The following is a 22,645-nucleotide window of genomic DNA, read 5'->3' as shown; positions in this document are numbered from 1 at the left end:
CCCCGCGGGCGGGAAGGTGGTCAGCGGTCGGCGGCGTGCGCGCCCCGGCGCACGGTGAGCTGGGCCGGGCCGCCGTCGGGCAGCGGGGCGTCCAGGCCGGTGCCGGCGCGCAGCTCCTGCTCCCGCGCGGCCGCGGCGGCCCGCACGTCGGCTCCGAACTCGCCGATCGCGTCGGCGAGGTCGCGCAGGCTCTCCACGAGGGCACCGGCGATCCCCTGGGGCGTCATCTTCTCCGCCGCGCGGGAGAGCTTGCGGACGAGGAGGGCGCCGATGGTGACGCCCATCGCCAGCCAGAACAGCCGGCGCATCAGGCGGCCCGCCGGGCGGCGCGGCGGGCGCGCCGCGCGTCCTTGTCACGCTGGGCGGCCTCGGCGATCGCCTGGCCCTCCCGCTTCTTCCTCGCGGCGCTGCGGACGCCGTAGCTGAACGCGGCCACCTTGATCAGCGGGCTGCCGAGGGTGGCCGCGACGACGCTGGTGAGCGCGGCGACGTTGCTGGAGACGTTGGCGGCGTTGCCGGTGATGTCGTCGACCCGCTCCAAGTTGCTGTTGACGTGCGCGACCGTCGTCGACGCCTGGCTGAGGATCGGGCCGCTCTGCTCCCGCGTCTGGCGGATGGTGAGGGTCGCCTCGTCCAGCGTGCGCCCCAGCTTGAGGATCGGGACGGCGAGCAGCACCACCAGCAGCACCAGGGCCAGCGCTGCGATCAATCCGGCCCACTCTCCTGCGGTCACGCGCGGGTCTCCTGTTCCTCGGCTGTCTGGTCCGGAGCCGGGCTGCGCCCGGGGCTCCCGGAGGGCGTCGGGCCCGGCGTGGCCACAGTAGTCGCGGGCGTTGGCCGCCGTCCGCGCACCGCCGGGGTCAGCGGCCGCGCCGGACGATCGCCCGCAGCTTCCCCAGCCGCGCCGCGATCGGGCCTTCGGCGCCGCGACTGGTGGGCCGGTAGTAGTCGCGGCCGACCAGCGCGTCCGGCGGGTACTGCTGCGGCACGATCCCGTCGGGCGCGTCGTGCGGGTAGCGGTAGGTCGCGCCGTGGCCGAGCTTCTTCGCCCCCGCGTAGTGGGCGTCGCGCAGCCCCGGCGGCACCGGCCCGCCCAGGCCGGCCCGCACGTCGGCGACGGACTCGCTGATGGCCACGGTCACCGCGTTCGACTTCGGCGCGGTGGCCAGGTGGACGACCGCGTGCGCCAGCGGGAAGTGCCCCTCCGGCATGCCGATGAAGGCGACCGCCTCGGCGGCGGCGACGGCGGTCTGCAGCGCCGTCGGATCGGCCATGCCGATGTCCTCGCTCGCGGAGATGACCAGCCGGCGGGCGATGAAGCGCGGGTCCTCCCCCGCCTCGACCATCCGCGCGAGGTAGTGCAGGGCGGCGTCGACGTCGCTACCGCGGATGGACTTGATCAACGCGCTGGCCACGTCGTAGTGCTGGTCGCCCTGCCGGTCGTAGCGCACCGCCGCCTGGGCGACCGCCGTCTCGAGGGTCGCCAGGTCGATCTCGGCCAGCTCGGCCGCCAGCGCGGCACCCGCGCCGGACTCCAGCGCGGTCAGCGCCTTGCGCCCGTCGCCCCCGGCGATGCGGACCAGGTGCTCCTCGGCCTCCGCGCTCAGCGTGACCGCGCCGTCGAGCCCGCGGTCGCTGGTCAGCGCGCGGCGCAGCAGGGTGCGGACGTCGTCGTCGGACAGCGGCTGCAGCGCCAGCACCAGCGAGCGGGAGAGCAGCGGGCTGACCACGGAGAAGAACGGGTTCTCGGTGGTGGCGGCGATGAGGCTCACGATGCGGTCCTCGACCGCGGACAGCAGAGAGTCCTGCTGGGTCTTGGAGAAGCGGTGCACCTCGTCGATGAACAGCACCGTGCGCCGGCCGGCGTAGGTGAGCTCCCGCTTCGCGGCCGAGATGACCGCGCGGACCTCCTTGACCCCGGAGTCCAGGGCCGACAGCTGCACGAACTGCCGCTTGGTGGCCAGCGAGATGACGTGCGCCAGCGTGGTCTTGCCGGTCCCCGGCGGGCCGTAGAGGACCAGTGACATGGGCTCGTCGGCCTCGACCAGCCGGCGCAGTGGCGAGCGCGGGCCCAGCAGGTGCTGCTGGCCGACGACCTCGTCCAACGACCGCGGCCGCATCCGCACGGCCAGCGGCGCGCCCCGGTCGACCCCGGCCGACTCCGCAGGCGCCTCGTCGAACAGCGAACTCACGGCGTCCTCGGTTCGCTCCCGCGGGGCGCTCCGCTCCTCGGTCGCCCTGTCACGGCTCGCCTCCGCGGTCGCTCCGCTCCTCGCTCGCAGGGCTCGCTGCGATGCTCACTCCCTGTCGGCTCGCGCGCTCGCTGCCGGGCTCACGCCCCTGTCCGCTCACGCTTGCGAAGGCTACCCGCGGGGCACGACACCCCCGTGCAGCAGCGACGCATCGGGAACCAGACCGTCAGCGCCATCGGCCTCGGGGCGATGCCCCTGTCCACCAAGACCGAGCGGCCGTCCCACGAGGACGCCGTCGCCACGATCCACGCCGCGCTCGACGCCGGCGTGACGCTGATCGACACCGCCGATGCCTACGCCCGCGACGAGGCGGAGTTCGGGCACAACGAGTCGCTGGTCGCCGACGCGCTGCGGTCCTACGGGGGCGATCCGTCGTCGGTGCTGGTGGCGACCAAGGGCGGGCACACCCGGCGCGGCACCGACTGGGAGCTCGACGGGTCGCCGGCCTACCTGCGCACGGCCTGCGAGGGGTCGCTGCGCCGGCTGGGGGTGGACGCCATCGGCCTGTACCAGTACCACCGGCCCGACCCGGACACGCCGTGGGAGGAGTCGATGGGCGCGCTGCGCCAGCTCGCCGACGACGGACTGGTGCGCATGGTCGGCATCTCCAACGCCGACATCGCGCAGATCGACGTCGCCCGCTCGATCGTGGGCCCGGCGCTGGTCAGCGTGCAGAACCAGTTCTCCCCCGGCTGGCGGTTCTCCGCCGACGAGGTGGCGCACTGCGCCGCGCACGGGCTGGCCTTCCTGCCGTGGAGCCCGTTCGGCGGGGTGTCGGCGGCCGGCTCGCTCGACGACACCGCGCCGGCCTTCGCCGAGGTGGCCGACGAGCTGGGCGTCTCGGTCCACCAGGTGGCGCTGGCCTGGCACCTGGCGCAGGCGGAGGTGGTGATCCCGATCCCCGGGGCGTCGCGTCCGGCGTCGATCGTGGACTCCGCGGCCGCCGTCCACGTGCAGCTGACCCCCGACCAGCTCTCCCGCCTCGACGCCTGACCCGCGGCCTGGACCGCCGACCCGGGGTCAGGCCGGAGGAGCCGCGGGTGGGGCCGGGCGGCGGCGCCCGGCCAGCAGGACGGCGAGGAACACCGCCCCGACCACGGCCACCACCCACGGGAGCAGCTGCCGGGCCAGCGGGGACGCCGACAGCCAGAAGACCTGCCCGGCGCCGGTGAGGGCGTCCCCGAGGCCGCGGGACAGTCCTGCCCCCGGTCGCAGGTGGGGCTCGAGGTAGGTCACCGCCGTCAGCGCCGGGCCCACGAACCAGGCCACCAGCAGCACGCCCGGCCAGAGTGCCAGACGGGCCGGCGGCTGCGCCCCGACGACGACCAGCGCTCCGCCGAGCGCGGCCGCCTGGAGCCAGACCCCCAGCGTCCCGGCCGTGGTCAGCGCCTCGAAGGGCAGCACCGCCCAGACGACCGACGTCAGCCACCCCGGCAGGACGCCGGCGACCACCCCGAGCGCCACGCCGACGCCCGGCCGTCCCACCACCGCGAGGGAACCCAGCCCCCACGCCAGCAGGGTGATCCCGACGACGACCGCGCACAGTGCGGTGAGCACGCGCTGGTCCGCGTCGGTCCCCGAGCCGCGGCCGGCCGAGGCGACCGACTGCGTCAGGCACACCGTCACCGCCAGCGCCGTCCCGCACCCGGTGGCGAGCAGCGCCCGGCCCCGGGACCCCGGCCGCGCGAGCAGGCCGGTCAGCCCGGCCAGCACCCCGCCCGCGACGGCCCCGAGCACCAGGGCGGTGAGCAGGGCGGCCCGCAGCGGGAGCGCCAGCGGCGCCGCCCGTCCCGCGCCGTCCAGCAGCCAGGGCAGGTACCCGATCACCCACCAGGCCAGGGCGGCGACCGGCACCAGCGCCCGTGCCGGCAGCCGGCGCCCGCGGCGGACCGCCGCGGGCGCCGGCGAGGAGGCGATCACCTCAGCGGCCGAGGACCTCGCGGAGCGCGCCCAGGATCAGCGTGACGGTGTCGGGGCGGGCGTTGTGGCCCATCAGCCCGATCCGCCACACGGTGGCCGCGTACGCCCCGACGCCCCCGCCGATCTCCACGTCGTAGCGCTCCAGCAGCTCCTTGCGGACCGCCGCGGAGTCCACGCCCTCGGGCACGCGCACCGTGGTGAGCTCCGGCAGCCGGTGCCCCTCGGCGGCGAACAGCTCCAGGCCCATCGCCTGCAGCCCCTCGTGCAGCAGCCGGCCGGCCTCGGCGTGCCGGGCGTGCACCGCGTCGAGCCCCTCGGCGAGGATCCGACCCAGGCCCGCGTTGAGCGACGCCACCATCCCGGTGGGTGCCGTGTGGTGGTAGGTGCGGCCGCCGTTGCCGGCCGCCTCACCGGCGTACCCGCCGAGCATGCCGAGGTCGAGGTACCAGCTGCGCGGCTGCTCGATGCGCCGCTCCCAGGCGCGGTCGTTGATGGTGAAGGGCGCCAGCCCGGGAGCGACGCCCAGGCACTTCTGCGACCCGGAGTAGGCCAGGTCCACGCCCCACTCGTCCAGGCGCACCGGGATGCCGCCCAGCGAGGTCACGCAGTCGGCCAGCAGCAGCGCGTCGCCCTTGCCGTCGGCCAGCGGCTCGAGGTCGGACAGCACGCCGGTCGAGGTCTCGGCGTGGACGGCGGCGATCAGCTTCGGCGACGGGTGCGCCGACAGCACGCGGTCGGCGTCGATGGGCCGACCCCATTCGTGGTCGACCCGGACGACCTCGGCGCCGCACCGCGAGGCGACGTCCACCATGCGCTCACCGAACAGTCCGTTGACCGCGACGACGACGACGTCACCGGGGCCGACGGTGTTGACGAAGGCCGCCTCCATGCCCGCGGAGCCGGTGGCCGACAGCGGCAGCGTGCGCCGGTTCGCCGTCCCGAACACCTGGCGGAGCCGGTCGGAGGTCTCGTCGAGGACGCCGAGGAAGACCGGGTCCAGGTGGCCCAGCAAGGGCTGGGTCAGGGCGACGGTCGCCTCCGGGTAGGGGTTGGAGGGACCGGGTCCGAGCAGGGTGCGGGCACGCAACGGCATGCCGGCAACCTACCGGCGAGGAGACCGAGGTCACGGTGCCCCCACTCGGCGCGCCCCCCTCCCCCCGGCCGTTCGGCACCGGCCAGCGGGGCCGTCGGACCCCTGCCCCGATACCCCCGGGCGCATACCGTGGGAGTCGCCGGACATGGATCGGGTGACCGTCGGCACCGGCGCCGGGGCCGATCCCACGACGCGAGGGGAGCCGGACATGACCTCGAGGGCCTGGCGGATCGCCGCAGGAGCGGCGCTGGTGCTGGCCCTGGGCGGGATCGGCACGAGCGTGGCGGTCGCGGACCCGGACCGGCACGCTCCCCGCGCCGGCGCCTCGTCCGGACCGGCCGGCTTGGTGGACCTGCACTTCGCGACGGCGATGGTCCCCCACCACGAGGACGCCGTGGCGATGGCCGAGCTGGCCCCGGGCCGCTCCCGGGACGCGGAGCTCCTGGCGCTGGCCGAGCGGATCGCGCGCAGCCAGAGCGAGGAGATCGTGCTCCTGCAGGACGCCGCCGACCGGCTGGCCGCCGAGGACGTCGGCCGGTCGGGGATGGGCGGCATGGGCATGGGCGGCATGGGCATGGGCGGCATGGGCATGGGCGGCATGGGCATGGGCGGCATGGGCGGTGGCGGCATGGGCACGGGCGGCGAGGACGTGCCCCGGATGGGCATGGGTGGGATGAGCCGCGCGGGCATGGCCGGTGACACCGACCTGTCCGCCCTGTCCGGCGACGCGTTCGACCGGGCGTTCCTCGAGCAGATGGTCGCCCACCACCGGGTGGGCGTGCACATGGCGGAGATGGAGGTCCGGGCCGGCAGCGACCCCGAGGTCCGGGAGCTCGCCGGGACGATGGTCGAGGTCCAGAGCAGCGAGATCGCGCTCATGCAGGGGTGGCTGCAGGACCGGTTCGGCGCCTGACCAGGACCGGCGGGGGTGGGCGCCTCGGTCGGGCACCCACCCCCGCCGCCCGCCGGGCTACGGGCGGATGGTCACGTGTGTCGAGGCCGGGCCGGGGGCGCCCGGCTCGGCCGGCAACGGCGGCTCCTCGGGCTCCGCGTCGATGCCCGCCTCCTTGCGCTGCGCCTCGGTGATCGGGGTGGGCGCACCGGTGAGCGGGTCGAAGCCGGCACCGGTCTTCGGGAAGGCGATCACCTCGCGGATGGAGTCCACGCCGGCCAGCAGGGCGGTCAGCCGGTCCCAGCCGAGGGCGGCGCCGGCGTGCGGCGGCGGGCCGTAGGCGAACGCCTCCAGGAAGAACCCGAACCGCTCGCGGGCCTCCTCGCGCGACATGCCGAGGGTCTCGAACACCCGCTCCTGCAGGTCGGGGTCGGCGATGCGGACCGAGCCGCTGGCCAGCTCGTTGCCGTTCACCACCAGGTCGTAGGCGTCGGAGAGGGCGCCGGCCTTGTCCTCGGCGAACCGGTCCCGCCACTCGGGGGTGGGCGAGGTGAACGGGTGGTGCATGAACGTCCACTCGCCGTCCTCGGTCTCCTCGAACATCGGGAAGTCGACGACGAACAGGAACGACCACGAGCCCGGCTCGATCAGCTCCAGCCGGCGGGCGATCTCGTTGCGGGCGGCACCGAGCAGCTCCTGCGAGGACCGCCGCTGGCCGGCGGCGAAGAAGACGCAGTCGCCGGGCTGCGCGCCGACCGCCGCGACCAGGCCCTCGCGCTCGCGGTCGGAGATGTTCTTGGCGACCGGCCCGCCCAGCGTCCCGTCCTCGGCGATGGTCACGTAGGCCAGCCCGCGCGCGCCCCGGGACTTCGCCCAGTCCTGCCAGGCGTCGAACGCCCGCCGCGGCTGCGACCCGCCGCCGGGCATGACCAGGGCGCCGACGTAGGGCGCCTGGAAGACCCGGAACGGCGTCTCGGCGAAGTAGGACGTCAGCTCGGTGAGCTCGAGGCCGAACCGCAGGTCGGGCTTGTCCGAGCCGAAGCGGTCCATCGCCTCGCGGTAGCTCATCCGCGGGATCTCGGGCACCTCGTGGTCGGCCAGCTCCCGCCACAGCGCCCGGACGACGTCCTCGACCACGGCCAGGACGTCGTCGCGCTCGACGAAGCTCATCTCGAAGTCCAGCTGGGTGAACTCCGGCTGCCGGTCGGCGCGGAAGTCCTCGTCGCGAAAGCAGCGGGCGATCTGGTAGTAGCGCTCCAGCCCGCCGATCATCAGCAGCTGCTTGAACAGCTGCGGGGACTGCGGCAGCGCGTACCACTTGCCCGGCTGCAGCCGGACCGGGACGACGAAGTCGCGCGCCCCCTCGGGCGTGGAGCGGGTGAGGTTCGGGGTCTCCACCTCGACGAAGCCGTGCTCGGCCATGACCCGCCGGGCGACGCGGTTGATCTCGCTGCGCAGCCGGAGGGTCCGCGCCGGGCCCTGCCGTCGCAGGTCGAGGTAGCGGTACTTGTAGCGGACGTCGTCGGACGCGGCCTGGTCGGTCTCGATCGGGAACGGCAGCGGCGCCGACGGCGACAGCACGCGCAGCTCGGCGGCCGCCACCTCGATCTCGCCGGTCGGCAGCTCCGGGTTCTCGTTGCCCTCCGGCCGCCGGCGGACCTCGCCGGTGACCAGCACGCAGAACTCGTTGCGGAGCGCGTGCGCCTCCTCCTCGCGGACGACGACCTGGACGTACCCGGAGGCGTCGCGCAGGTCGACGAAGACCACGCCGCCGTGGTCGCGGCGGCGGGCGACCCAGCCGGCGAGGGTGACGGTGGAACCGGCGTCGGACGCGCGCAGCGTGCCGGCGTCGTGGGAGCGGAGCACTTCAGTGCCTTTCCAGGGAGGGGGTCACCAGCGGTCGTGCACGTGCGCGCGGATGCGCTCGTCGTACACGCGCTCGAGGTCGGCGAGCTGGGTGTCGGTCAGGGGCGGGAGCGAGGCCGCGGCGACGTTGCCGCGGACCTGCGCGACGGTGCGGGCGCCGGGGATGACGGTGGTGACCCCGGGCTGGTCGATGACCCACCGCAGGGCGAACGCCGCCGTCGGCGCGTCACCGGCGATCTCGGCGACCTCGCGGGCGGCGGCGACGCCGACCTCGAAGGGCACACCGGAGAAGGTCTCCCCGACGTCGAAGGCCTCCCCGTGCCGGTTGAAGTTCCGGTGGTCGTCGGCCGGGAAGGTGGTCGACTCGTCGTACTTCCCGGTGAGCAGGCCGCTGGCCAGGGGCACCCGCGCCAGGATGCCGACGCCGGCCTTCGCCGCGGCGGGCAGCAGGTCCTCCAGCGGCTTGCGCCGGAAGACGTTGAGGATCACCTGGATGGACGCCACCCCCGGGTGCTCGAGTGCGGTCAGACCCTCCGCGACGGTCTCCACCGAGACCCCGTACGCGGCGATCGCCTGCTCCTCCACCAGGGCGTCGAGGGTGTCGTGGACCCGCTGGTCGCTGTAGACCGCCGTCGGCGGGCAGTGCAGCTGCACCAGGTCGAGGGTCTCGACGCCGAGGTTGCGGCGGGACCGGTCGATCCAGGCGCGCAGGTTCTCGGGCGTGTACTGGGCGGCCTCGAACGGGTCGGCGCGCCGGCCGGCCTTGGTGGCCACGAACGGCCGCTCCGACCGCGCGACCAGCGCCCGGCGGATGCGCTGCTCCGAGCGCCCGTCGCCGTAGACGTCGGCGGTGTCGAGCAGCGTCACGCCCGCATCCAGTGCGGCGTCGAGGACGTCGGCGGCGGCGTCGTCGTCGACGTCCCCCCAGTCACCGCCCAGCTGCCACGTGCCCAGGCCGACGACGCTGACGTCGGCTCCCGTCCGCCCGAGCGGTCGCTGCTCCATGGAAGTCACTGCCCCACCGTCGCACGTCGCAGCGCGTCGAACAGGTCGGCCACCGGGACCGCGGTCTGCTCACCGGTGCGCAGGTCCTTGAGCTGGCCGACCCCGTCGGCGAGGTCCCGCTCCCCGATGACCACCGCGTGGGAGGCGCCCGACCGGTCGGCGGCCTTCATCGCGCCCTTGAGCCCGCGGTCGCCGTAGACGGTGTCGGCCGAGATCCCGGCCGCCCGCAGCCGCCCGACGAGTTGCACCGCCAGCCGCTTGGCCTCGGCCCCGAGCGGCACCACGAACGCCTGCACCCCCGGGGCCGCGCCGACGTCGAGCCCCTCGGCCTCGACGGCGAGCAGCGTGCGGTCGACACCGACGGCGTACCCGATGCCCGAGACGTCCGGTCCGCCCAGCGCCGCCGACAGCCCGTCGTAGCGCCCGCCCCCGCCGATCGCCGACTGCGCGCCCAGTCCGTTGTGCACGAACTCGAAGGTGGTCTTCGTGTAGTAGTCCAGGCCGCGGACGAGCTTGGGTGCCTCGGTCCAGGTCACGCCCAGGTCGGTGAGGTGCTGGCGGACGGCGTCGTAGTGCGCCCGGGTCGAGTCCGACAGGTGGTCGACCATCAGCGGGGCGTCGTCGAGCTGGGCCTGGACCTCGGGGCGCTTGTCGTCGAGCACCCGCAGCGGGTTGATCTCCGCCCGGCGCCGGGTCTCCTCATCCAGGTCGAGCTTGTCCAGGTAGGCGACCAGCTTCTCCCGGTACTGCGGGCGGCAGGTCGCGTCGCCCAGCGAGGTCAGCAGCAGCTCGAAGTCGGTGAGGCCGAGGTCCCGGAACCCCTGGACGCCCAGCGCCACCACCTCGGCGTCCAGCGCCGGGTCGTCGACGCCGAGAGCCTCCATGTCGACCTGCGTGAAGTGCCGGTAGCGGCCGGCCTGCGGGCGCTCGTAGCGGAACGCCGAGCCGACGGTCCACAGCTTGACCGGCAGGGCGCCGCCGTACAGCCGGTGCTCGATGAAGGCCCGCATCAGCCCGGCGGTCAGCTCGGGGCGCAGGGTCAGCGAGCGGCCCCCGCGGTCGTCGAAGGTGTACATCTCCTTCGTCACGACGTCGGTGGACTCCCCCACCCCGCGGGAGAAGACGGGCGTCTCCTCGAACACCGGCGTCTCGACGTAGCCGTACCCGGCCCGCCGCAGCGGCGCGGTGAGCGCGTCGCGGACGGCCAGGAAGCGCGCCGACTCCGGCGGCAGGGTGTCGAAGGTGCCCTTCGGCGCCCGCATGATCTGGTCGCTCACAGTGTCACGGCTCGCTCCGCTCGCAGGTTCGCTCCGCTCCTCGCTGTCCCCGCACGCGGGAGGTGCCCCCAGCCCGCGGCGATGCTCACTCACAGGCCTCTTCCCCTGGGAGCCGGGCCCGCGCCCGCGGCGGCCTCGGCCAGGTACGGGTTGGTCGCGCGCTCCCGCCCGATGATCGTCGCCGGCCCGTGCCCGGGCAGCACCACGGTCTGGTCGTCCAGCGGCAGGACGACGTCGCGCAGCGAGCGCAGCATCGCCTCCCACGACCCGCCCGGCAGGTCGACCCGGCCCACGGACCCCGCGAACAGGACGTCGCCGGCCAGCAGCCCGGGTGCCTCCCCCAGGTCCAGGGAGAACACCACCGACCCCTGGGTGTGGCCCGGGGCGTGGCGCACCGTGAGCTCGACCCCGGCCAGCGACAGGACGGCGCCGTCGTCGAGCGGCAGCACGTCGGCGGGGTCGGGCAGCCGGACGCCGGTGATCAGCGGGGCCAGCTGGGGACCGTGCCAGGCCACCGGGTCGGCGAGCATGCCGTTGTCGTCGGGGTGCAGGTAGGCGGGGATGTCGTAGCCGTCGCAGACCGGCAGCACCGAGAAGGTGTGGTCGAGGTGGCCGTGGGTGAGCACGACGGCGACCGGCTTGAGGCCGTCGTCCGCCAGCATCCGGGCCAGCGGCTCGACGGCGTCCATCCCGGGGTCGACGACCACGCACTCCTGCCGCGGACCGGAGGCGACCGCGTAGCAGTTGGTGCCGAACGCGCCGGCCGGGAACGAGCGGATGAGCACCCGTGCAGGTTACGCGGGGCCCGGTCGCCGCTCCGGGGCCTTCCGGCTGCCAGGGGTCGGCCAGGTCCGCCGCCTAGACTCGCGGATCGACCAGCGGTGCGTGGGCGCGCGCGCAGGCCGCCTGCCGCGCCCCGCCGCAGCAGCCGTCCCGTTCGAGGAGTACCACCGTGCCGAGCAACAAGCAGCGGCGGCAGGCCGCCCAGCGACGCCTGCAGCGCCAACTCGAGCGCCGGGCCGAGCTGGCCCGCAAGCGTCGCCGCAACCTGCTGATCGGGGTCACCGCGGTGGCGGTGCTGGTCGTGCTCGGCGCGGTCTGGCTGATCACCGGGGTCGGCGGCGACGACACCGACAACGCCGCCGCGGACCCGACGACCGCCGCGCCCACCACCCCGGCCGTCGTCGACGGCAGCGACGGGACGTGCGACTGGACCCCCGCCGACACGGCGAGCAACCCCGACCTGACGGCCGACTCCGGCACGCCGCCCACCGAGGTCAACCCGACCGGCACCACCCCGGTCACCATCACCACGAACTTCGGCGCCATCGGGATGACCCTCGACAACGCCAACGCCCCGTGCGGGGTGGCGAGCATGACCTACCTGGCCCAGCAGGGCTACTTCGACGGGACGATCTGCCACCGCGAGACCGACGGCGAGGGCCTCAAGGTGCTGCAGTGCGGTGACCCCAGCGGCACCGGCCGTGGCGGCCCGGCCTACCAGTTCCCCACCCAGGTCACCGGCGACGAGACCTACCCGCGTGGCACGGTGGCCATGGCCAACAGCGGGCAGGGCTTCGACGGCAGCCAGTTCTTCCTCGTCTGGGGCGACAGCCAGCTGCCGCCGAGCTACACCGTCCTGGGGACCATCGACGAGGCCGGCCTCGGGGTGCTCGACACCATCGCCGCCAACGGCAACGACGGCGCCAACGGCCCGGGTGACGGCGCGCCGACCCAGGAGGTCCGCATCGAGTCCCTGACGGTCGCCGCGTGAGGTCCCGGGCGGTCGCCGGCCTCGCGGGGACGGCGCTGGCCCTGGCGGCCTGCTCGAGCGGCGGCAGCGGGGAGACCGAGGCCTCGGGCTCGGCCGGCGGTCCGGGTGGCGGCGGAGCGGCCGCCTCCGGCGCGGTGACGACCTGCGACTGGTCGGACACCCCCTCCGGCAACCCCTACCTCATCGAGGTCGAGCCGCCGGACGACGAGGTGCCGGCCGAGGGGACCACCGACCTGGTGATGTCGACCAACCTCGGCGACCTCACCCTCACACTCGACCAGGAGCGCACCCCCTGCGCGGCCGCGAGCCTGGTGCACCTGGCCGAGGCGGGGTTCTTCGACGACTCCCCGTGCCACCGCGAGGTCGACAGCGCCGGCCTCCAGGTGCTGCAGTGCGGCGACCCGACCGGGACCGGCGCCGGCGGCCCCACCTACACGTTCCGCACGGAGGTCACCGGCGAGGAGACCTATCCGCGCGGCACCATCGCGATGGCCAACAGCGGGCAGGGTTTCGACGGCAGCCAGTTCTTCCTCGTCTGGGGCGACAGCCAGCTGCCGCCGGACTACACCGTCGTGGGCACCGTGGACGACGCCGGGCTGGCCGTGCTCGACGTCGTCGGGGCCAACGGCAACGACGGCTCGCTGGACCCCAGCCCGGGCGGCGGCGCGCCCAGCGTGCCGGTCACCATCGCGTCCATGACCGTCACCTGATGGACCGTCGCCTGATGCGGCCGCGGGCCCGGTCGCTCGCGGCGCTCGCCGCGGTCGCCCTCGCCGGGTGCACCAGCGCCGTCGAGGCCTCCCCCGCACCGGCTCCCGAGCCGGTCACGCTGCAGGACACCCAGGTGGCGCAGTACTCGGCGGGTCAGCAGCACGTGCCGGGGGACGTCGACTACGCGGAGAGCCCGCCGGTCGGCGGCCCGCACGACCCGGTGTGGGCCGACTGCACCGGCAGCGTGTACGACGTGCCGATCCGGCCGGAGAACGCCGTCCACTCCCTCGAGCACGGCGCGGTCTGGATCACCTACGACCCCGAGCTCCTGACCGCGGACGACGTCGAGGCGCTGACGGCCGCCGTGCGGGGCACCTACGGCCTGATGCTCTCGCCGTACCCGGGTCTGGGCACCGCGGTCTCGCTGCAGGCGTGGAACCACGCGCTGCGGCTCGACGACGTCGACGACCCCCGGCTGGTCGAGTTCACCCGGCTGCTGACCGGGAACGCCGAGAACACGCCCGAACCCGGTGCCCCCTGCGACAACCCGACCTTCCTCGCCGCGCCCCGCACCGCCTGAGCGGCGTCCTCCCGCACCGCAGCGCGTCCTCCCCCACGGTCGACCGCGAGGGAGGACGCGCCACGATCAGGTCACCTGATCGTGGCGGACGCCGTCAGGCGGTGACGCGCTCCACGTCGAAGACGCCGTCCACGTTGCGCACCGTCTGCAGCACCGCACCCAGGTGCGCGGGGTCGGCGAGCTCGAAGGTGAACCGGCTGACGGCCACCCGGTCGCGGCTGGTCTGCACCGACGCGGAGAGGATGTTGACCCGCTCGTCGGCCAGCGCCTTGGTGACGTCGGACAGCAGCCGGTGCCGGTCGAGCGCCTCGACCTGGATGGCCACCAGGAAGACCGAGCCGGGCTGGCTGGCCCACTCGACCTCCACCAGGCGCTCGGGCTTGCGCTCGAGGTCCGCGGCGTTGGTGCAGTCGGTCCGGTGCACGCTCACCCCGCCGCCGCGGGTGACGAAGCCGAGGACGTCGTCCCCCGGAACCGGCGTGCAGCACTTGGCGAGCTTGGCCCACACGTCGCTCATCCCGTGGACGACGATGCCCGGGTCGCCACCGGCCGGGCGCCGGTGAGCCGGGCGCCGCATGGGGATGGTGGTCTCGGCGATGTCCTCGACCGCGCCCTCGGCGCCGCCCAGGGCCGTGATGAGCTTCTCGACGACCGAGGAGGCCGAGATCTGGTTCTCCCCCACCGCCGCGTACAGCGCGGTGACGTCGGCGTAGCGGAGGTCCTTGGCCAGCGTCGACAGCGCCTCGCCGCCGAGCAGCCGCTGCAGCGGCAGCCCCGCCTTGCGCATCGCCCGGGTGAGCGCCTCCTTGCCGGCCTCGACGGCGTCCTCGCGGCGCTCCTTGGTGAACCACTGGCGGATCTTCGTGCGTGCCCGCGACGAGCCGACGAACGACAGCCAGTCCTTCGACGGGCCGGCCGTCGGCGACTTGGACGTGAAGACCTCGACGACGTCGCCGTTGTTGAGCGTGCTGTCCAGCGAGACCAGCGCCCCGTTGACCCGGGCACCGATGCAGCGGTGCCCGACCTCGGTGTGCACCGCGTAGGCGAAGTCGACCGGGGTGGAGTTGCCCGGCAGGCTGACCACGTCGCCCTTGGGGGTGAAGACGAAGACCTCCTGCGGGCCGAGGTCGTAGCGCAGGGTCTCCAGGAACTCGCCGGGCTCCTGCGCCTCCCGCTGCCAGTCCAGCAGCTGGCGCAGCCACAGCATGTCGTCGGGCGACCCCGTCTTGGTGCCCCCGCCGAGCTCGCCCGCGGCCGGCCTGCCGCCCGCCCGCGCCTTCTCCTTGTACTTCCAGTGCGCGGCGATGCCGTACTCGGCGGTGCGGTGCATGTCGTGCGTACGGATCTGCAGCTCGACCGGCTTGCCCTGCGGGCCGATCACCGTCGTGTGCAGCGACTGGTACATGTTGAACTTCGGCATCGCGATGAAGTCCTTGAACCGGCCCGGTACCGGCTGCCAGTGCGCGTGCATGATGCCCAGCGCGGCGTAGCAGTCGCGGACCGTGTCGACCAGGATCCGGATGCCGACGAGGTCCCAGATGTCGGCGAAGTCGCGGCCGCGCACGATCATCTTCTGGTAGATCGAGTAGTAGTGCTTGGGCCGGCCGGTGACGACCGCCTCGATCTTCGCGGCCTTGAGCTGCCCCTCGACCGTCGAGGTGACCTCGGTGAGGTAGGTGTCCCGGGAGGGCGCGCGCTCGGCCACCAGCCGCACGATCTCGTCGTACCGCTTCGGGTACAGCGTGGCGAACGCGAGGTCCTCGAGCTCCCACTTGATCGTGTTCATGCCCAGCCGGTGCGCCAGCGGGGCCAGGATCTCCAGCGTCTCGCGCGCCTTCTTCTCCTGCTTCTCCGGCGGGAGGAAGCGCAGCGTGCGCATGTTGTGCAGCCGGTCGGCCAGCTTGATGACCAGCACCCGGGGGTCGCGGGCCATCGCCACGATCATCTTGCGGATCGTCTCGGCCTGCGCCGCGTCACCCAGCTTGACCCGGTCGATCTTCGTGACGCCGTCCACCAGGTGGGCGACCTCGGGACCGAACGCCTCGGTGATCGACTCCAGCGTCTGGCCGGTGTCCTCCACCGTGTCGTGCAGCAGCGCGGCCACCAGCGTGGTGGTGTCCATCCCCAGGCCGGCCAGGATGGTGGCCACGGCCAGCGGGTGGGTGATGTAGGGGTCGCCGCTCTTGCGCTTCTGCGAGGCGTGCGCGGTCTCGGCGACGTCGTAGGCGCGCTGCAGCAGCGCCAGGTCGGCCTTCGGGTGGCTCTGCCGGTGCAGCGCCGCCAGCGGCTCGAGCACCGGCCGGACGATGCCGCTGCGCTGCCCGGCGACGATCCGGCGGGCCAGCCGGTCCCGGACCCGCCGCCGCGGCGCGCCGGCCGGCTCCTGCTCGCCCGGCGGCTCCGCACCGACGTCGTCGGGACGGCGGACGACCGGGCGGCTCGGGAGGGGCGGTCGCTCGGCCCCGCCCGGCGGCGCCTGCGTCCCGGCCCCCGAGGGGAGCGCCGGGGCGTCAGCCCGTGCAGCAGCCACGTTCGTGGCGGCGTCGGGGCCCATGGCGACTCCTGCAGGCCGGAGGAGGGGACGACCCTCCCCATGCTAGTCGGGCGGAGCGCCCCCGCGTCCCGACCGGCCTGGTCATCTCCCTCTCAGGTGGTCCAGAGGGCGTGCACCGTGTGCGGCGCGAGCCGCTGCCGGCCGCCCAGCGCGGCGAGCTCGACGACGACCGACACCGCCACGACCACACCACCGAGCTGCTCGACGAGAGCGATCGCCGCGCCCAGCGTGCCCCCGGTGGCCAGGACGTCGTCGACGACCAGCACCCGCTGACCGGGCCGGATGGAGTCCGTGTGCAGCTCGAGGGTGGCGGTGCCGTACTCCAGCTCGTACTCGGCCGCCACCCGCTCGCGGGGCAGCTTGCCGGCCTTGCGCACCGGGACGACCCCGACCCCGGCGTCGAGCGCGACGGCCGCGGCGAGCAGGAACCCGCGCGCCTCCACGCCCACGACGAGGTCGAAGCCCGGGTCGGAGTCGCCGTCGGCGAGCGCGGCGGCGCGGGGGTCGACCAACGCTGGCGCCGCGAGTCCGTCGATCATCCGCCGGAAGGCGGGCCCGTCGGCGAAGACGGGGGTCAGGTCGCGGAACAGCACGCCCGGCTCGGGGTGGTCCGGGACGTCGACGGTGAGCTCGGCGATGAGCTCGTCCAGGGGCCGTTCGGCCGCGCGCTCGACGGTCACCGTCGCTTCTTCCCGCCCGAGGGACGGCCCGGCCGCTGGGGGCGCGCCCCCGGACGGGGTGCCGCCGTCGCGCCGCTGCGCGGTTCGGGACGCACCGACTCCGGCGACTCCACCACGACGTCGGCCGCGGCCGGCCCGAGCTCCGCCTCGCGCTCGGCGACGGCGACGCCACCGCCGCGCCGGGCGGTGCCGCCCGCACGACGGGCGCTGGCGACCGGGGCGCGCCCGGCGGTGACCCGGGCCCCGCCCTGCCGCGCCTGCGCCGAGCGCCGGGCGAGCACGCGCTTGCGGAGGGCCTGCACCTCCGGCTCGCGCTCCTTGAGGTCGGCCACGATCGGCGTGGCCAGGAAGATCGAGGAGTAGGTGCCCGCCGCCAGACCGACGAACAGGACCAGCGCGAGGTCCTTGAGCGTGCCGACCCCGAGCAGGCCGGCGCCGACGAACAGCAGGCCGGCCACCGGCAGCAGCGCGATGACCGACGTGTTGATCGACCGCATCAGCGTCTGGTTGACCGCGAGGTTGGCCGCCTCGCCCCAGGTCATGCGGGCGCTCTTGGCCAGGTCGCGGGTGTTCTCGTCGACCTTGTCGAAGACGACGACGGTGTCGTAGAGGGAGAACCCGAGGATGGTGAGGAACCCGATCACCGTCGAGGGGGTGACCTCGAAGCCGACCAGCGCGTACACGCCGGCGGTGACCACGATGTCGTGCACCAGCGCCGCCATGGCGCCGACGGCCATCTTGGGCTGGAAGCGCACCGCCAGGAACAGCACCACCGCGACGAAGAAGACCGCCAGCGCGATGAGGGCCTGGTCGGTGATGTCGCGGCCCCACTCCGCGCTCACCGCCTCGGGGCTGACCTGCGAGGGGTCGATGCCCACCGCGCCGGCGACCGCCTCGACAACGGCCCGCTCGGCGTCGGTGTCGAGGGCGCCGGTCCGCAGCAGCACGGTGTCGCCGCCGACCACCTGGGCACTGGCGACGTCGGCGCCCGCGTCCTCGGCCGCCGTCCGCACCTCGCTCAGCTGCGCCTCGCTGCCCGGCAGGCGGAAGCTGTTGCCCCCGGCGAAGTCGATGCCGAAGTTGAAGCCCCGGAAGACGATCGCGGCGATGCACAGCAGCACGACCACCGCGGTGATGCGGTAGATCAGCCGGCTGCGCCCGACGACGTCCAGCCCGGCCTCGCCGTTGTAGAGCCGGTGGGCCAGGGAGGCCCGGCGGCCGGGGCGCCCACGGTCGGCGTCCCCCTCGCGGGGCAGGCCGGCGTCGGCCAGGGCGTCGTCGTCGGCGGCCGCCGCGGCATCTCGCGCGGCGGAGCCGGCGTCCTGCACCTCGTCCGAGTCCGTGCCCAGCGGCAGCTCGTCGTCTGGGCGACGGGGGTCGCGGCCGCTCATGAGTCGCTCCTGTCCTGCGCGGTGCTGCCGGACCCACTGCCGGCGCCGACCAGCTCTCGCCGGTCCGAGGGACGACGGCCCCCGGCGGGCCGGCCCGGGCGGTCGAGGCTGCGGCCCAGCCCGGAGAACCGGCTGCTGCCGAAGGACCGGAAGCGGGCCAGCACCGCCATCAGCGGGTGGGTGAAGAGGAAGACGACGACCAGGTCGAGGACCGTCGACATGCCGAGGGTGAACGCGAAGCCCTTCACGTCGCCGATCGCCAGGACGTAGAGGATCGCCGCGGCCAGGAAGCTGACCGCGTCGGCCGACAGGATGGTGCGCCGGGCACGGACCCAGGCGCGCGGCACCGCCGACCGGAGCGTGCGGCCCTCGCGGATCTCGTCCTTGAGCCGCTCGAAGTAGACGACGAAGGAGTCCGCGGTGATGCCGATCGACACGATGAACCCGGCGATGCCGGCCAGGCTGAGGGTGAAACCGATCTGCCGTCCCAGCAGCACGAGGACGGCGTAGACGACCACCGCCGACAGCAGGAGGCTGGCGATCATCACCAGGCCCAGGAGCCGGTAGTAGACCAGCGCGTAGACGAAGACCAGCGCAATGCCGATGGCGCCGGCGATGAGGCCGGCCTGCAGCTGCTCCTCGCCCAGCTCGGTGGAGATCGACTGCGCGGTGGCCTGGGTGAAGGTCAGCGGCAGGGCGCCGTAGCGCAGCTGGTTGGCCAGCTGCTCGGCCCCCTCCTGCGTGAACTGCCCGGTGATCGTCGTCTGCCCGTTGATGGCGCTCTGGATGGTGGGCGCGGAGACCACCCGGCCGTCGAGGGTGAACGCGACGTTCTTGCCGATGTTCGCGGCGGTGTAGGTCGCCCAGGTCTCGCGGCCGGTGGAGTTGAAGTCCAGCAGCACGACCCACTCGCCGGTGGCCTGCTGGGTGCCGGCCTGGGCGTCGACGATGTCGGTGCCCTCGAGGATCGCCGGGCCGAGCAGGTACTTGAACTGGCCGTCCTCGGAGCAGGCCGCGACGTGGTCCTCGGACCGGTCGACAGCGGCCGCGGGGTCGGTGGTGTCGCAGGTCAGCGTGGCGTACTCCGCCTGCGCCTGCTCGAGGGTCACGGCCGGGGCGTCCGGGTCGGGGATCGACGGGTCGGCGACCGCGCCGTCGGACGGGGTGGCCGCGTCCGTGGGCGCAGCCGCGTCCGTGGGCGCAGCCGGGTCGGTCGGCGCAGCCGGGTCGGTCGGCGCCGTCCCGTCGGTCGGCGCGGCGCTGTCCTCGGCCGCCGGCGTGGCCGGCTCCGGGCCGGAGAGGACCGGGCGGAAGCGCAGCTGCGCGGTCTGGCCCAGCTCCCGGGCCTGGTCGCCGTCGTCACCGGGGACGGAGATGACGATGTTCGAGTCGCCCTCGGTGACCACCTCGGCCTCGGCCACGCCCAGGCCGTTGACGCGCTGCTCGATGATCTGCCGCGCGAGCTCGAGGTTCTCGGGGGCGGGCGCCTGCCCGTCCGGGGTGCGCGCGGCGAGGGTGACGGTCGTGCCGCCCCGCAGGTCGAGCCCGAGCTGCGGGGTGCGGGTGTCGCCGGTGAAGAAGATCAGGCCGTACAGGACGGCGATGATCAGCACGAACGCGCCGAAGTACCGGCGCGCAGGCAGCTGACGCTGGGCCACGGGAGGGTGACCGCTCAGCGCGTCCGGTCGGCCGGGCCACCGTCGGCCGGGCCACCGGTGTCGTCCCCCGGGACGGCGGGGCCGGTCTCGGCGGGCCCGGCGACGGCCGGCTGGCGGACCTCGAGGATGGCCTGCCGGGCGAAGGTCACCACGACGCCCGGGGCGATCTCGAGATCGACGGTGGTGTCACCCAGGGCGACGACCGTGCCGTGCAGCCCGGCGGTCGTCATGACCGGGGTGCCCGGGGTCAGCGACTCCTGCATCGCTCGGGCCTGGGCCTGCATCCGCTTGCGCTGCCGGGCCGGCAGGACGATGAGCAGGACGAAGGCCAGGGCCAGGAGGACGAGCGGGAAGTACTGCTCCACGACAGATGTGCCTCTCTACCGCGCGGCGTTCCGCGGTGGGGTGCGGCCCGGGACGGGACCGCTCGGGTACGGCGGCTGTGGCGCGCCGCGACATCCGCGTGCAGCGACCGGGCAGGACGCGCGCGGCCGCGGCCGGACGAGTTGCGCGCCAGCGCTCCGCAGTCTAGGCGTCGAACAGCGTCTCTGACGACGACCCGGGGGCGGGTGGGTCTGCTGTGACCCTCCCGAGGGGGATGCCACCCCGCGGCAGCGGCCGGCCCAGGTGCTGCCACGCGGCCTCGGTGGCGACCCGGCCCCGGGGCGTCCGGGCCAGCAGGCCGGCGCGGACGAGGAACGGCTCGCAGACCTCCTCGACGGTGTGCGGCTCCTCCCCCACGGCGACCGCGAGCGTCGCGACGCCGACCGGCCCGCCGCCGAAGCGCATCACCAGCGCCTCGAGGACGGCGCGGTCGAGCCGGTCCAGCCCGAGGTGGTCGACGTCGTAGAGGGCCAGCGCCGCCTCGGCGACCTCGCGGGTCACCCGGCCGTCGGCACGGACCTCGGCGTAGTCGCGCACCCGGCGCAGCAGCCGGTTGGCGATGCGCGGCGTCCCCCGGGACCGGCCGGCGATCTCGGCGGACCCCTCGTCGGTCAGCTCGACGCCCAGCAGCGCCGCGCTGCGGGCGAGCACCCGCTGCAGCTCGGCCGGCTCGTAGAACTCCATCTGGCCGACGAAGCCGAACCGGTCGCGCAGCGGGCCGGTGAGCAGGCCGGCCCGGGTCGTGGCGCCGACCAGGGTGAACGGGTTGATGTCCAGCGGGATGGCGGTGGCACCGGGGCCCTTGCCGACGACGACGTCGACCCGGAAGTCCTCCATCGCCATGTACAGCAGTTCCTCGGCCGGCCGCGCGATGCGGTGGATCTCGTCGATGAACAGGACGTCGCCGGGGCCGAGGTTGGACAGCATCGCGGCGAGGTCGCCCGAGCGCTCGATCGCCGGGCCGCTGGTGATCTTCACCGACGTCCCGAGCTCGGTGCCGATGATCAGGGCGAGGCTGGTCTTGCCCAGCCCGGGCGGACCGGAGAGCAGCACGTGGTCCGGCGGCCGGCCGCGCCGCTTGGCGCCCTCCAGCACCAGTCCCAGCTGCCGGGCCACCTTGGGCTGGCCGATGAAGTCGTCGAGGGAGTGCGGCCGCAGCGCCGACTCGACGACCCGCTCCTCGTCACCGGCCTGGGCCGACACCGCGTGGTCCCGCCCCGGGCCGGCGTCGGCGGCCGGCAGCCCCCGGTCGAACGGCGTGCTCACGGCCTACCCAGCAGCCGCAGGGCCTGCCGCAGTAGCACCGCCACCTCGACCGATCCGGTCGCCGCGACCTGCTCGTCGGCGATCGGCGCGAGCTGGGCGACGGCGCTCTCGGCCTCCTTGCCGGTCCAGCCCAGACCCACGAGGGCCGAGGTGAGCTGGTCCCGCCACGGCGCGACCGGCGTGACCGGCGGCAGGCCGGCCGGCGCCGGCGCGCCGTCCAGCTGCGTGTCGGTGCTCGTGGACCCGAGCCGGTCGCGCAGCTCCAGGATCAGCCGCTCGGCGCCCTTCTTGCCGATGCCGGGGACCTGGGTGAGCGCCTTGACGTCGGCCATCGACACCGCACGGCGGACCTCCCGCGGCGGGTGGATGGCCAGCACCGCCTGGGCCAGCCGCGGGCCCACACCGTTGGCGGTCTGCAGCAGCTCGAACAGCTGGCGCTCGTCGTCGTCGGCGAACCCGTAGAGGGTCAGGGAGTCCTCGCGCACGACGAGGCTGGTCGACAGCCGGGCGTCCTCCCCCACCTGCAGGCGGGCGATCGTGCCGGGCGTGCACTGCACCGACAGCCCGATGCCGCCGACCTCGACCACGGCGCCGTCGGGTGACACGGCCGCCACGCGGCCGCTCACACTCGCGATCACCGGGACACCCCCGTCCAGCGCGGCAGCGTCGTGGACCGCACGGGGGCACCGATGCCCCCGGCCAGCGCGGCGTGGCGCAGCCGCTGCTGCGCGGGCCCCCGCCAGGCGTGGCAGACGGCGAGCGCCAGCGCGTCGGCGGCGTCGGCGGGCTTGGGCGGCGACGACAGCCCCAGCACCCGGGTGACCATGAGGGTGACCTGCTCCTTGTCGGCTCGGCCGCTGCCGGAGATGGCGGCCTTGACCTCGCTGGGCGTGTGCCAGGCGACCGGCCGGTCGGCCTGCGCCGCGGCGAGTGCCGCCACGCCGGCGGCCTGGGCGGTGCCGGTGGCGGTGCCCTTGTTGTTCTGGGTGAACACCCGCTCGATCGCCACGACGTCGGGCCGGTGCTCGCGCAGCAGCGCGGTCACCGCGGTGTGCAGCTCGAGCAGCCGCAGCTCCAGGTCCAGCTCGGCGGCGGTGCGGACGACGCCCACGCCCACCGCCGCCGGGCGGGCGCCGGGACGCCCGTCGACCACGCCCCACCCGCACCGGGTGAGGCCCGGGTCGATGCCGAGCACTCGCATGGACGCGCCTCCCGATGACCGAACTGGTGTTCGACCGAGGCTAACCGCTCGCGCCGACGGATCGGCGACGACACGCCTCCCGGGCCGTCCGGAGCCTGCGAGCGGAGAGGGCGCTCAGCCGACCTCGTCCACGCGTCGTCC

General features: G+C 74.7%; 22 protein-coding genes. 5 read left to right on the top strand and 17 right to left on the bottom strand.

The window, feature by feature from the left end:
* Positions 1-20: 20 nt before the first annotated feature.
* The 3 genes from ACI79C_RS21665 to ACI79C_RS21655 all read right to left on the bottom strand — a co-directional run bounded on the left by ACI79C_RS21665 (position 21) and on the right by ACI79C_RS21655 (position 2,192).
* Complete coding sequence (locus ACI79C_RS21665; protein ID WP_456947753.1) at positions 21-308, bottom strand: hypothetical protein; 288 nt, start codon at positions 306-308, stop codon at positions 21-23.
* A complete protein-coding gene (locus ACI79C_RS21660) occupies positions 308-733 on the bottom strand; it encodes a DUF948 domain-containing protein (protein ID WP_456947752.1) in 426 nt (141 codons plus the stop codon). The genes ACI79C_RS21665 and ACI79C_RS21660 overlap by 1 nt, the downstream gene beginning before the upstream one ends.
* A 127-nt stretch (positions 734-860) precedes the next feature.
* On the bottom strand, positions 861-2,192 hold the full coding sequence (locus ACI79C_RS21655) for a replication-associated recombination protein A (protein ID WP_456947751.1): 1,332 nt from the start codon (positions 2,190-2,192) through the stop codon (positions 861-863).
* 195 nt (positions 2,193-2,387) lie between these two features.
* On the opposite strand from ACI79C_RS21655, the gene ACI79C_RS21650 reads away from it, so the two are divergent.
* Positions 2,388-3,245, top strand: coding sequence for an aldo/keto reductase (locus ACI79C_RS21650; protein ID WP_456947750.1), 858 nt, complete (start codon positions 2,388-2,390; stop codon positions 3,243-3,245).
* Positions 3,246-3,272: 27 nt separating this feature from the next.
* Here the strand turns inward: ACI79C_RS21650 and ACI79C_RS21645 are convergent, their stop codons facing one another.
* Together ACI79C_RS21645 and ACI79C_RS21640 are read right to left on the bottom strand one after the other, a co-directional pair.
* A complete protein-coding gene (locus tag ACI79C_RS21645) occupies positions 3,273-4,172 on the bottom strand; it encodes a hypothetical protein (protein ID WP_456947749.1) in 900 nt (299 codons plus the stop codon).
* A gap of 1 nt (position 4,173) precedes the next feature.
* Positions 4,174-5,265, bottom strand: coding sequence for a pyridoxal-phosphate-dependent aminotransferase family protein (locus ACI79C_RS21640; RefSeq protein WP_456947748.1), 1,092 nt, complete (start codon positions 5,263-5,265; stop codon positions 4,174-4,176).
* Between the two features lie 208 nt (positions 5,266-5,473).
* Here ACI79C_RS21640 and ACI79C_RS21635 point away from each other — a divergent pair, with 208 nt between their 5' ends.
* Positions 5,474-6,178: a DUF305 domain-containing protein gene (locus ACI79C_RS21635; protein ID WP_456947747.1), complete on the top strand. Its 705-nt coding sequence runs from the start codon at positions 5,474-5,476 to the stop codon at positions 6,176-6,178.
* A 57-nt stretch (positions 6,179-6,235) separates the two neighbouring features.
* Here the strand turns inward: ACI79C_RS21635 and aspS are convergent, their stop codons facing one another.
* The 4 genes from aspS to ACI79C_RS21615 all read right to left on the bottom strand — a co-directional run bounded on the left by aspS (position 6,236) and on the right by ACI79C_RS21615 (position 11,090).
* Positions 6,236-8,023, bottom strand: a complete 1,788-nt coding sequence (gene aspS, locus ACI79C_RS21630; RefSeq protein WP_456947746.1) for an aspartate--tRNA ligase — start codon at positions 8,021-8,023, stop codon at positions 6,236-6,238.
* Positions 8,024-8,047: 24 nt separating this feature from the next.
* Complete coding sequence (locus ACI79C_RS21625; protein ID WP_456947767.1) at positions 8,048-9,028, bottom strand: aldo/keto reductase; 981 nt, start codon at positions 9,026-9,028, stop codon at positions 8,048-8,050.
* A 5-nt stretch (positions 9,029-9,033) separates the two neighbouring features.
* Positions 9,034-10,305 (bottom strand): histidine--tRNA ligase, encoded by a 1,272-nt coding sequence (hisS, locus tag ACI79C_RS21620; protein ID WP_456947745.1) that lies wholly within the window; start codon positions 10,303-10,305, stop codon positions 9,034-9,036.
* Between the two features lie 89 nt (positions 10,306-10,394).
* Positions 10,395-11,090: an MBL fold metallo-hydrolase gene (locus ACI79C_RS21615; RefSeq protein ID WP_456947744.1), complete on the bottom strand. Its 696-nt coding sequence runs from the start codon at positions 11,088-11,090 to the stop codon at positions 10,395-10,397.
* Between the two features lie 167 nt (positions 11,091-11,257).
* On the opposite strand from ACI79C_RS21615, the gene ACI79C_RS21610 reads away from it, so the two are divergent.
* Genes ACI79C_RS21610 through ACI79C_RS21600 form a run of 3 tightly spaced genes read left to right on the top strand, consistent with a single transcriptional unit; the run spans position 11,258 to position 13,370 of the window.
* On the top strand, positions 11,258-12,079 hold the full coding sequence (locus tag ACI79C_RS21610; protein ID WP_456947743.1) for a peptidylprolyl isomerase: 822 nt from the start codon (positions 11,258-11,260) through the stop codon (positions 12,077-12,079).
* Positions 12,076-12,789 (top strand): peptidylprolyl isomerase, encoded by a 714-nt coding sequence (locus ACI79C_RS21605; protein WP_456947742.1) that lies wholly within the window; start codon positions 12,076-12,078, stop codon positions 12,787-12,789. Before ACI79C_RS21610 ends, ACI79C_RS21605 begins: the two co-directional genes overlap by 4 nt.
* Positions 12,789-13,370 carry a DUF3105 domain-containing protein gene (locus ACI79C_RS21600; RefSeq protein WP_456947741.1) on the top strand — a complete coding sequence of 194 codons (582 nt, stop codon included), beginning with the start codon at positions 12,789-12,791 and terminating at the stop codon, positions 13,368-13,370. The genes ACI79C_RS21605 and ACI79C_RS21600 overlap by 1 nt, the downstream gene beginning before the upstream one ends.
* Before the next feature lie 94 nt (positions 13,371-13,464).
* On the opposite strand, the gene ACI79C_RS21595 is transcribed toward ACI79C_RS21600, so the two are convergent.
* The 8 genes from ACI79C_RS21595 to ruvC all read right to left on the bottom strand — a co-directional run bounded on the left by ACI79C_RS21595 (position 13,465) and on the right by ruvC (position 22,504).
* Positions 13,465-15,924, bottom strand: a complete 2,460-nt coding sequence (locus ACI79C_RS21595) for a RelA/SpoT family protein (RefSeq protein WP_456947740.1) — start codon at positions 15,922-15,924, stop codon at positions 13,465-13,467.
* Positions 15,925-16,016: 92 nt separating this feature from the next.
* Positions 16,017-16,604 (bottom strand): adenine phosphoribosyltransferase, encoded by a 588-nt coding sequence (locus ACI79C_RS21590; RefSeq protein WP_456947739.1) that lies wholly within the window; start codon positions 16,602-16,604, stop codon positions 16,017-16,019.
* The gene (gene secF, locus ACI79C_RS21585; protein ID WP_456947738.1) at positions 16,601-17,995 is read right to left on the bottom strand and encodes a protein translocase subunit SecF; all 1,395 of its coding nucleotides are present in this window, start codon (positions 17,993-17,995) and stop codon (positions 16,601-16,603) included. Before secF ends, ACI79C_RS21590 begins: the two co-directional genes overlap by 4 nt.
* Positions 17,992-19,653, bottom strand: coding sequence for a protein translocase subunit SecD (gene secD, locus ACI79C_RS21580; RefSeq protein WP_456947737.1), 1,662 nt, complete (start codon positions 19,651-19,653; stop codon positions 17,992-17,994). Before secD ends, secF begins: the two co-directional genes overlap by 4 nt.
* A 14-nt stretch (positions 19,654-19,667) precedes the next feature.
* Entirely contained in the window at positions 19,668-20,018 is a 351-nt protein-coding gene (yajC, locus tag ACI79C_RS21575) for a preprotein translocase subunit YajC (RefSeq protein ID WP_456947736.1), read from the bottom strand.
* A 163-nt stretch (positions 20,019-20,181) separates the two neighbouring features.
* Positions 20,182-21,303: a Holliday junction branch migration DNA helicase RuvB gene (gene ruvB, locus ACI79C_RS21570; RefSeq protein WP_456947735.1), complete on the bottom strand. Its 1,122-nt coding sequence runs from the start codon at positions 21,301-21,303 to the stop codon at positions 20,182-20,184.
* Positions 21,300-21,941, bottom strand: a complete 642-nt coding sequence (ruvA, locus tag ACI79C_RS21565) for a Holliday junction branch migration protein RuvA (protein ID WP_456947734.1) — start codon at positions 21,939-21,941, stop codon at positions 21,300-21,302. The genes ruvB and ruvA overlap by 4 nt, the downstream gene beginning before the upstream one ends.
* Positions 21,938-22,504 carry a crossover junction endodeoxyribonuclease RuvC gene (gene ruvC / locus ACI79C_RS21560; RefSeq protein WP_456919272.1) on the bottom strand — a complete coding sequence of 189 codons (567 nt, stop codon included), beginning with the start codon at positions 22,502-22,504 and terminating at the stop codon, positions 21,938-21,940. The genes ruvA and ruvC overlap by 4 nt, the downstream gene beginning before the upstream one ends.
* Positions 22,505-22,645: the final 141 nt, after the last annotated feature.

The sequence above is a fragment of the Geodermatophilus sp. SYSU D00697 genome (assembly GCF_054050175.1).
This window is presented reverse-complemented; position numbering and strand designations above follow the sequence as displayed.